Genomic DNA, 8,408 nt, shown 5'->3' on the forward strand with positions numbered 1-8,408 from the left:
GCTGATTAACGCCCCGCGCGCTGATTGTGCAACGGTCGGAGCTGAGAACCTGAAACGATACATGCTGCGCAAAAAGGTGAAAAAATGAATGATTCCTTTCTGATCGAGGCGCTGGCCGTACTTGCCACAACCGGCCAAAACAAAACAGAGCGCGGCGCGGAACTGGTGGCAGCAATTAGCCAGCGCACCGGCTGGGATATGTCGATGATACGCGCAGCAGCAGGGGCGCGAGCTGAAGAACTGACAAAATCAGCACCGGCAGCAGAGCTGGCCGTAAAAGCTGATCGGGTGATGAAAACCAGTTTTTCGCCCCTCATAAAATCGGGGCCGGCTGCTGGCAATCACTCCGCTGATTTGTATTTTCAGCAGCAAATCAAAATAGCGAGAACATGCGATTTAGTACGCCAGGCAAGCGATCTGGAAACGGCTGAAGCAGTAACCGATATATTGGAAAATACACTGATTAAAAATGGCGTTACGCCAGTGCTGGCGCGTACTGTAGATGAGATAGCAACAATGGTAAAAGCTGAAGTAACCAAACAAGAAACAGCCACCGGCAAAAGAAAAGGCCCTGCCCTGGTCGTAAACGAAAAGCGCGCGAGAGAGCTGGCCGCAGGCATTGCACCGCAGAGCAAGCCAGCAAAGCCGCAGAAGCATAGCCCCGAACAGATGAAACAGATCCGGGAGAACATCGAGCGCGCGTCTGAAGTTCTGATCGCCCTCGATACAAAAGACCACGTAAGAGAGCGCCTTATCGACGGGCTGCTAAAGCAATTGAAGGCCGGAACAGAGCCAGAACAAGTGCAGCAGCGGTTAAATGAAATGCTTACACGCATTACCCAGCAGCGCGCAGACTATGACGAACGCAAGGCAAACGCCCTGCGCGGCCAAAGCGCCGCCCCTGCTACGCTTCAGAAGGCACACCAATCTATTGATAATGCCGATAACTTGCAGGATGGCGTTAAACGCATCCAGAGCCGCAGGCTTGCTGATCAGTACATCGCGCAAGGTTTAGAAAAATTGCGCGCCCACGGTTTAGAACACGCGCATTTAAAGACATTAGAGAACGGACTATCTGAGATGCTCGATAGCGGAACAATCGATCATGACGATGTAAAATCGCTCATGGCTGATTGCGGCGAAAAAATCAGGCGTGGGGCAGGTGTCGACGCAAAATTGCTGCTGGCGTCATTGTGCTAATTCTCAAGATTTGACGTAATTTTGACAGTATGGTCGAATAATCAAGCGCGAATCCGGGGTAAATTCCAGTACCTTTTTGAGCGCGCGATCTGCGTAACCTTGGAGCTATGCAGAGAGAAAAAGCCAGCAATGCTGGCTTTTTTTCGCCTAAAAAACGCAAGGCAAATGCAATACAAACGCCTTGCGTTTCGCAAGGCAAATGCAAGGCAAACGCATTACACACGCCCTTGTTCTTTTAGCTTGTGGCGATAGTCACGCACTCTGCTTTTTGTCCATGGCTGGCCGGTTGCAGTTAGATAACCGGCATCATTGAGCGCCTGCGCTATCGCATTTAGTCCTACGCATGAAGCTGTAAGCCGTCCTATTAATTCATCCGCGCCAGTATCAACAGTAATAAAGCGAGGATCTACGCGCTGCGCCTGTGGATGAGGTATAACCGCTGGCCGTTCTGACGTACCTTGTGGGGCTGTAACACGCGTCACGGCTGGCTGTGCAGCCTTACCGGATAGCTTGCCCTCGATGCGCTCAAGAGCAATAAGAACACGCCCCAGCTCGCTTCCTGGCTGCTGCTGGTGCTGCTGGGAGTAATGCGCATCAATGATGCTGTTTAGCACATCGGTAATAGTTTTACCCTGCTGTTTCGCTTCTTCTGAAAGCTGCTTTTTACGCGCAGGCTCTATGCGGAAAGTTAGGTTTTCTTTTGTCGGTTTCGTCATTCTTTTTGCCTTGCGTTTGCCTTGCGTTTGCCTTGCATTTGCCTTGCGTTTTGCCTTGCGTTTGCAAGGCATTTGCATTGCAGCATGACACTAAAACGGCAATGATTCCACCCGCCGCCACTCAAGATTTTTAACGTTAGGCAGATGCGGTGCGCGTTTATTTATAACGTCCCAGCCTTTCATTTCATCCCGCAGCACCTCCGCTGAAGGTTCAAGAAATAGCACGGCAACAAGTAGCTGAACTCTGAACCAGACCGACTGCCCGATAAAACAAACAGGAATGTAGGGGAAACCGCATTTGCCTGTAACCGGCACTATCTGCTGCCATTGCTTACCCTTCTTTTTGTACACATAACCCGTGCTGCTGATCATGTACTCATAGCGCAATTGGTCTGGTCTAAAAATCCTGTTTAGGTGGTGAATAACCCCCTCAATATCCTGAAGTACGGCGGGTATATCTAAATAGCGGAGCTGACTAAATTTTAATGGCATTACCTATAGTGTCCAAAATATGTATATACTTGTTTTGGACATTATAAGCTGATCGCCCCCATGAAAAAATTTAGAATTGGAGATCTGGCCGACCGGCTAGAGAAAAGCACCAAAACGATTTACCGCTGGCGCGATGCTGGCCGCTTCCCTGCGGCTGATGGACGTGATCAGGACGGTGAGTGGTGGAACCTGGAAACAATCGAGAGCATGAACCAACTAAACCAGACAAAAGCCATACTCGCCGCCCGTGCACAATTACGCGAGCAGATAGCCAAACATGAGCAGCAGGCGCAGCAGGGGAGGCGCTCGCGCCTCGTAAAGCGTTTGGACAGTGCAGAACTCAAAGGCAGCGTAGAACGCGCCCAGAAGCGCTGGGAGAGCGTTAAAAGTGGTGAGGTGTCTACGCATCCCTATCTTGTGAAAAAGCAGCAGGAGTGCGGCGGAGTGCTCAATACAGCCGGTTTGCGGCGGGGTTGGTATCCATCCGCTCGCCAGCCTGCGCTTTGCGTCCCGTGTTACCTGCCGAACGGCAGCGGCGGAAGGGTAATGATCAATGTTGAAAACGTGCTCCCTGATGGCAAGAAACGCGCGCTGAAAGACTGCCAGAAGCGCGGCTCATTCTTCCCGATTGGCGACCGCATAACCGCCCAGCAAAAGCGATTTTATATCGCCGAGGGTTGGAGCACGGCGGCGGCTATCAGTCATGCCCTGAGCGATGATCCAGAGGCGCTGGCCATCTGCTGTTTTAGTGCCGTATTTTTCGCAGAAGCCGCAGAAAATCTGCTGATTGTGTGCCCTGATGCCGAGCTGATTTTTGTCCTGACCGTGGCGCAGAAACGCTGGCCGACGCAGCCGTTAAAGCCCTGCGGGGGCGAGTCATCGCGCCCCCTCCTGAACAGCCCACCGGCTACGATTTTTTTGATTATTTAGCAGCAACCGGCGCAGAGAGCCTGCGCGATTATTTGATAAACGGGGATCAGAATGTCAGTGATTAAATGCACCTCCCAGGCTGCGCCAAAAGCGCCGGAGAACGAAAAGGCAGAGAAGCTGGAAGCAGCAGGGCTGATGCGTCGTGCGGCGGGCGTATGGCGTGAGTTTGCGATCCGTCAATTACCGAAAGATGCAGAGGCTTGCTTAATTCGCGCGTCATGGTGTGAGCGTCGTTTATTGGAACTGTCAGAGAAAAAACAGCGCAGAGCAGCGCAGGAAGATCGGGAAATATCAAAAGACCTGGGGAGAGAGCGCCGCAGGCAACAACAGGCAGCACGGATGACATCAAAACCGGGGCGTGGCGCGGATCTGCTTTTCGGAGCTGGCGCGCGCTAGTCGTTGCGCTGGAAGGGGTTGGGATTTTGTGGCGAACAGACTGAAAAAAGAGATCCGTTATCGTCCCCCCTGAGATATGATGAATCCCAGAAAGCACAAAACCCGCCTGGCAGCGGGTTTTGAATGTACTGCTTACTACTTTATGACGAACCGTCCGCGCCTACCCAGCAAGTGACAGTTCAATGACAGAAAATGTTTTTCGTGCCGGTACTCCTGCGCTCATCTCAATGATGACTGCAAAAAAGAGTATACCCGGCTCACGAATTTTTCACATCTATTTTTCTGTTATTGGCTATCCCGGACGGTGAATTTTTAACCGATTTACAGGGATTTTTGTAATGACAGAAATTCACACCGCAGCCCTGCTGCAACAAAACCAAAAATCAGCGCCCAAAGCTGCGAAAAAATCGAAAGCCCCGGCTGGCGTGGGTTCTGCCATTTCTAATAATGGTAAAGAACCGGCTGATCAGTCTGAAAATTCCGATAACGTAGCGAATTTATCGCAAGAACGCGCGAAGCGTGGCAGACCTGCTGCCGAACCCAAATACCCTGCCGTGAATTTTGGCGATGGTATGGAGATTGATTTCAAAGTCGGTAAATTCCAACCGTCACTTTCCAATGCTTCCCGCGCTTTGATGAATCATAAAGTTACCGGCTACCGGCTGCGATATGACCAGTTTCAAGCCGCTGAATGTGTAGAAACGAAAGGCAAACGCTCCACACTTACCGATAACCTGATCACCGCATTACGCCTGCGCTTAACTGGCCTTGCCTTTAAGGAAGTGAGCAAAGAAACCACCCGTGATGCACTGTTTTGGGTAGCGGAACAGGATTCCTTTGATAGCCTGACAGAATGGGTGCAGGCGTTAAAATGGGATGGCAAACCGCGCGTTACCTCGTTTTTACGTGAGTATTTCCTTTGCACTGGTGATGCTGATTACCTCGATGCTGTCAGTGAATATCTATGGTCTGCCCTTGCTGGCCGCGCTATGGAACCAGGAATAAAAGCTGATATGGCACCGATTATTTACGGTAGCCAGGGGCAGCGAAAATCTACCGCCCTTGCGGTGATCCCCCCGTTTAATGATGCTTATGTGTCAGTTGATTTCCGAAAGTCTGATGATGATATTGCCCGATTATTGCGGGGCAAATGTATTGCGGAGATCGAAGAACTGCGCGGATTACAGAGCCGTGATGCAGATTCATGTAAGGCGTTTATTTCCCGCACCGTTGATGAATGGGTGCCGAAGTATAAAGAATTTGCCATTGATGCCCCGCGCCGCGTGATTTTCGTCGGTACGACTAATAAGCATGAGATTCTGACCGATAGCACTGGAAACCGCCGTTATCTGCCGGTTACGTGCGGCGCGTCCAAAACTAACCCCGTCAAAATTGACCAGCTCAAAGCCGACCGCGATCAGTTATGGGCTGAGGGGCTGCATATGTTCCAAAACGGCGGCATCCGTTGGCAGGAAGCAGAGAAGCTGGCCGAGGCCCAGCACGATAAATACCGCGTTATTGATGCCTGGGAGGATGATTTAGCTACCTATCTGGAGATCGAAAAATCCCCGGTAGAATTTGTTACTACTGAGGCGCTTTGGTCCCGACTGGGGATCGCTATCGGTAACGTTAATAATACGCACCGTAACCGCCTGAGCGCGCTAATGGAATATTTCGGCTATATCAACACACGCCGCCGTTTTGCCGGGGAAAACAGGCGCGGTTATTTCTATAACCGATAACCCCGATCACCTCACTAAAGGGCGGCGCTTGCTGCCCTTTTTTTTAATCTAAAAGTGTTCCACCCGCGTATGGAACACCCTGGAACACCATTCCTATTTTTTCCCCCTGTTCCACCCGATAAACCCAGTATTCATGCGCCTTACAGACCGTTCCACCCGCTGTTCCACCCGCTGTTCCACCCGTTCCACCCGTTCCACCCGCGTTCCACCCGCGTATGGAACAGCTAAAGCCAGATGTGGAGCGGCTTTGCGGGCAGTGTTCCACCCGTTCCATACGAAATAGGGTTAACAAGTGATGGAATGATTTAATTGTTTAAGTAATGCGCAATATGCTCATAAATAACGCTACATGGTTACAATGCGTACAATTAACATGCGTCTGGGGAATGTTTGTGGCGAAATGGGTGGAACGGGTGGAACACCCGCCTGTTTCGCTCAAAATCCAGATCACCAGGAAGGAGCTGATCGCTCCTGTAAACCCCCGCTTTTGCACCCGTTACAGGATTAACTTTCCGTATCGCTGGAAGGGTGATCCGCCATGTCGGTTTTATCGGTCTGGTATCAGGGGATCAGGTGGGTAAGAAAGCGTAGGGGGTAGAGTGGTGATAAATAGAGAATGCAGAGCTGGTAAGGGTTAAAGCGAATTTTAGGGGGTAATATTGGGGGGTGGAATGGTAAGAGTGATGGCACATAACCGCACCTATGATCCCGCAGGCGTCGGATTAAAAAAAGAGCCGGGATCAATATAGGCACCCGCCCTGGCAGTACGGCGGCAGCGCCGCCCCCTGTAGAGCTGGCACTTTCACTGCTGGCGCTTATGGCACGGGGAGACGCAGCAATTAAATTGCCATTATGCTGGAAACAGTATGAATACCAGGCGATTACGGAAAATAGGGGTTGTGGCGGTCGGTCTATTGCGTAAGATGTGCGGCAAGTTGGAGCGTAGGCAAGCATGCGTGAAGATGAGGCGTAACGTTTAGCGGGGTGTTTTTACCCTGGAAGCGCAAGCCAACAGAAAGAAAAAACCCCCGCTGATTCGTTGCATGGTTTGGCAACAAGCGAGGGTATTCCTTATGTCTGGTAAACAAAAGAATAGCCGCAAGCGGTTGCCGTTGCAAGCGCGGAGGCTATCTAATGATGTTCGTAAATGCTTGCAAGTGGTTCATGACGGCTGTGGTTGTGCCGATCATCGTAGGCGCTGCCGGTTCGATGATTGGTTCAATCCTTCTCGGTCATTTCCATCTTGCATAAATGAGTGTTAACGGGCGTCATAGCACTGCATTGCAGCGGTAACGCGTTGCGCCCGGATAGCCCCGCATGGTTCGCCCAGCGGGGCTTTTTCGTTCCCGATCAGCACAATTCCCCAGCCTTTGATTTTTCTCAAACTTTGCGCCAGACCGCCTGCGCTGCAAGTAGCTCATTGATTACCATAGAAGCGAGCCTAGCTAATTAAGAACCAAAAAAAACCAAAAGAGCTACCCTTACTGGCTATGTGGTGATAGGCTTATTAAACTATAGTCAATTGAGCCAATGAAAACACCATGAAACTGATTGTTACCGCCGCCGTCTTTTTGCTGTCTGGCTGCGCCACCCAAGGGCATGAGAACTACAACACGCAGCACAATGCCGCACCTGTTACGGTTAGTGAGTATGTGCAACAAATCCGCGATTACATGGATGGCGCGCTTGTGGGCATTGAGCACGGTAAGCAATGCAGTGTCGTATTGAACTACGACAATGCAGGAATTTTGGAAGCAGCAAAAGTCCAGGGAGGCGATCCCGCTTTTTGCCAGCACATTATCAAATACATCAATTCCCTTTACCCCGTACCCAATGCCCCAATCGAGCTGCGCAGCCAGCCAATCCCACTGGACTTTAAATCATGAGCATACAAAAATAGCCCGTGTTTATTTGCGCGTATCTACCACCGCGCAGGATCTGGAGCGGCAGCAAGCCATTATTGCCGATGCTAAAGCCCAGGGTTATTACGTTGCCGCTGTTTACAGCGAGAAAGCGAGCGGAGTACGCGCAGACCGTCCAGAGCTGCAACGTATGATTGCAGAGCTGCAAGCCGGTGATGCGGTTATTTGTGAACGGTTAGACCGCCTGACCCGTTTACCACTGGAGCAAGCTGAAGCCCTGATCCATTCCATCCAGGAAAAGGGCGCACGGCTGGCGATCCCCGGTGTTGTAGACCTGAGCGAAATCAGCGCCACCATTGACCCTAATAGCACCGCTGCCATTGTCCTGGCTGATACCCAGCGCATGTTATTGCGGATCATGCTTAAAGCTGCCCATGAGGACTACGAAACCCGCCGCCGCAGAGCTGCTGAGGGGATCGCTATTGCCAAAGCCGCTGGCAAGTACAAGGGCAAAGCCCCGAACATTAAAACGAATGAGCAGATCGTAAAACTGAGAGCTGAGGGCGTGAGCATTAACGAAACGGCAAAGCGCCTGAGTGTTAGCCCTGCGACTGTAAAGCGCGTATGGGCAGCGCATAACGCAGAGGGCAAAGCATGAATACTTTTTGATCGCAGCCGTAGCCGTCCTGGTTATCGCATTAATCTGCCAACGTGTTTTTTACGTGGAGAAGCTGCGCAGCGCCTGGAGTACCGAGGAATATCACCGTAAAGAGCTGGAGGAAACGAAGGAGAAAGCGAACAACTATTACAGCGCCTTGCGTGAGCTGGCGTACACCGTAGCAGATGAACGCAGAGGATCACCCGCAGCGGCGCATCATTGCGCGTGTCGTGTGGTTCCCTGGCTTGAGTCGTAAAGAGTAGTAAAACGGGTGCCCAGGGCGGCTGTAACCGCCCCGGAGCGCGTCACGTAGCAAAATCATTAATCACGATGGGTTCACAACATGACCGCAGAATTATATCACTATCGCAGACAAGGTGCAGACATAGCGCGCAGAATTGCCCAGCGAGCC

General features: G+C 51.4%; 9 protein-coding genes. 7 read left to right on the forward strand and 2 right to left on the reverse strand.

Features of this window, described 5'->3' with window-relative positions; translation table 11 throughout:
• The first annotated feature begins 84 nt into the window (after positions 1-84).
• Positions 85-1,200: a hypothetical protein gene (locus AC0IXI_RS23515; protein ID WP_471683286.1), complete on the forward strand. Its 1,116-nt coding sequence runs from the start codon at positions 85-87 to the stop codon at positions 1,198-1,200.
• A gap of 215 nt (positions 1,201-1,415) precedes the next feature.
• Here the strand turns inward: AC0IXI_RS23515 and AC0IXI_RS23520 are convergent, their stop codons facing one another.
• On the reverse strand, positions 1,416-1,916 hold the full coding sequence (locus AC0IXI_RS23520; protein WP_471683268.1) for a recombinase family protein: 501 nt from the start codon (positions 1,914-1,916) through the stop codon (positions 1,416-1,418).
• A gap of 90 nt (positions 1,917-2,006) precedes the next feature.
• Positions 2,007-2,408 carry a hypothetical protein gene (locus tag AC0IXI_RS23525; protein WP_471683269.1) on the reverse strand — a complete coding sequence of 134 codons (402 nt, stop codon included), beginning with the start codon at positions 2,406-2,408 and terminating at the stop codon, positions 2,007-2,009.
• Between the two features lie 60 nt (positions 2,409-2,468).
• Here AC0IXI_RS23525 and AC0IXI_RS23530 point away from each other — a divergent pair, with 60 nt between their 5' ends.
• The 6 genes from AC0IXI_RS23530 to AC0IXI_RS23555 all read left to right on the forward strand — a co-directional run bounded on the left by AC0IXI_RS23530 (position 2,469) and on the right by AC0IXI_RS23555 (position 8,252).
• Positions 2,469-3,338, forward strand: a complete 870-nt coding sequence (locus AC0IXI_RS23530) for a hypothetical protein (protein WP_471683287.1) — start codon at positions 2,469-2,471, stop codon at positions 3,336-3,338.
• A 51-nt stretch (positions 3,339-3,389) separates the two neighbouring features.
• On the forward strand, positions 3,390-3,734 hold the full coding sequence (locus AC0IXI_RS23535; protein WP_471683271.1) for a hypothetical protein: 345 nt from the start codon (positions 3,390-3,392) through the stop codon (positions 3,732-3,734).
• Between the two features lie 338 nt (positions 3,735-4,072).
• Positions 4,073-5,476 (forward strand): VapE domain-containing protein, encoded by a 1,404-nt coding sequence (locus AC0IXI_RS23540; RefSeq protein WP_471683288.1) that lies wholly within the window; start codon positions 4,073-4,075, stop codon positions 5,474-5,476.
• A 1,541-nt stretch (positions 5,477-7,017) separates the two neighbouring features.
• On the forward strand, positions 7,018-7,362 hold the full coding sequence (locus AC0IXI_RS23545) for a cell envelope integrity TolA C-terminal domain-containing protein (protein WP_471683273.1): 345 nt from the start codon (positions 7,018-7,020) through the stop codon (positions 7,360-7,362).
• Between the two features lie 25 nt (positions 7,363-7,387).
• On the forward strand, positions 7,388-7,996 hold the full coding sequence (locus AC0IXI_RS23550; RefSeq protein ID WP_471683289.1) for a recombinase family protein: 609 nt from the start codon (positions 7,388-7,390) through the stop codon (positions 7,994-7,996).
• 7 nt (positions 7,997-8,003) lie between these two features.
• A complete protein-coding gene (locus tag AC0IXI_RS23555; RefSeq protein ID WP_471683290.1) occupies positions 8,004-8,252 on the forward strand; it encodes a hypothetical protein in 249 nt (82 codons plus the stop codon).
• Positions 8,253-8,408: the final 156 nt, after the last annotated feature.

The organism is Buttiauxella sp. AC038, assembly GCF_979253565.1.

What these genes read in the sequence shown, in the direction of transcription:
- AC0IXI_RS23515 (WP_471683286.1), top strand. Translation starts at nt 85, where the DNA reads ATGAATGATTCCTTTCTGATCGAGGCGCTGGCCGTACTTGCCACAACC.
- AC0IXI_RS23520 (WP_471683268.1), bottom strand. Translation starts at nt 1,916, where the DNA reads ATGACGAAACCGACAAAAGAAAACCTAACTTTCCGCATAGAGCCTGCG.
- AC0IXI_RS23525 (WP_471683269.1), bottom strand. Translation starts at nt 2,408, where the DNA reads ATGCCATTAAAATTTAGTCAGCTCCGCTATTTAGATATACCCGCCGTA.
- AC0IXI_RS23530 (WP_471683287.1), top strand. Translation starts at nt 2,469, where the DNA reads ATGAAAAAATTTAGAATTGGAGATCTGGCCGACCGGCTAGAGAAAAGC.
- AC0IXI_RS23535 (WP_471683271.1), top strand. Translation starts at nt 3,390, where the DNA reads ATGTCAGTGATTAAATGCACCTCCCAGGCTGCGCCAAAAGCGCCGGAG.
- AC0IXI_RS23540 (WP_471683288.1), top strand. Translation starts at nt 4,073, where the DNA reads ATGACAGAAATTCACACCGCAGCCCTGCTGCAACAAAACCAAAAATCA.
- AC0IXI_RS23545 (WP_471683273.1), top strand. Translation starts at nt 7,018, where the DNA reads ATGAAACTGATTGTTACCGCCGCCGTCTTTTTGCTGTCTGGCTGCGCC.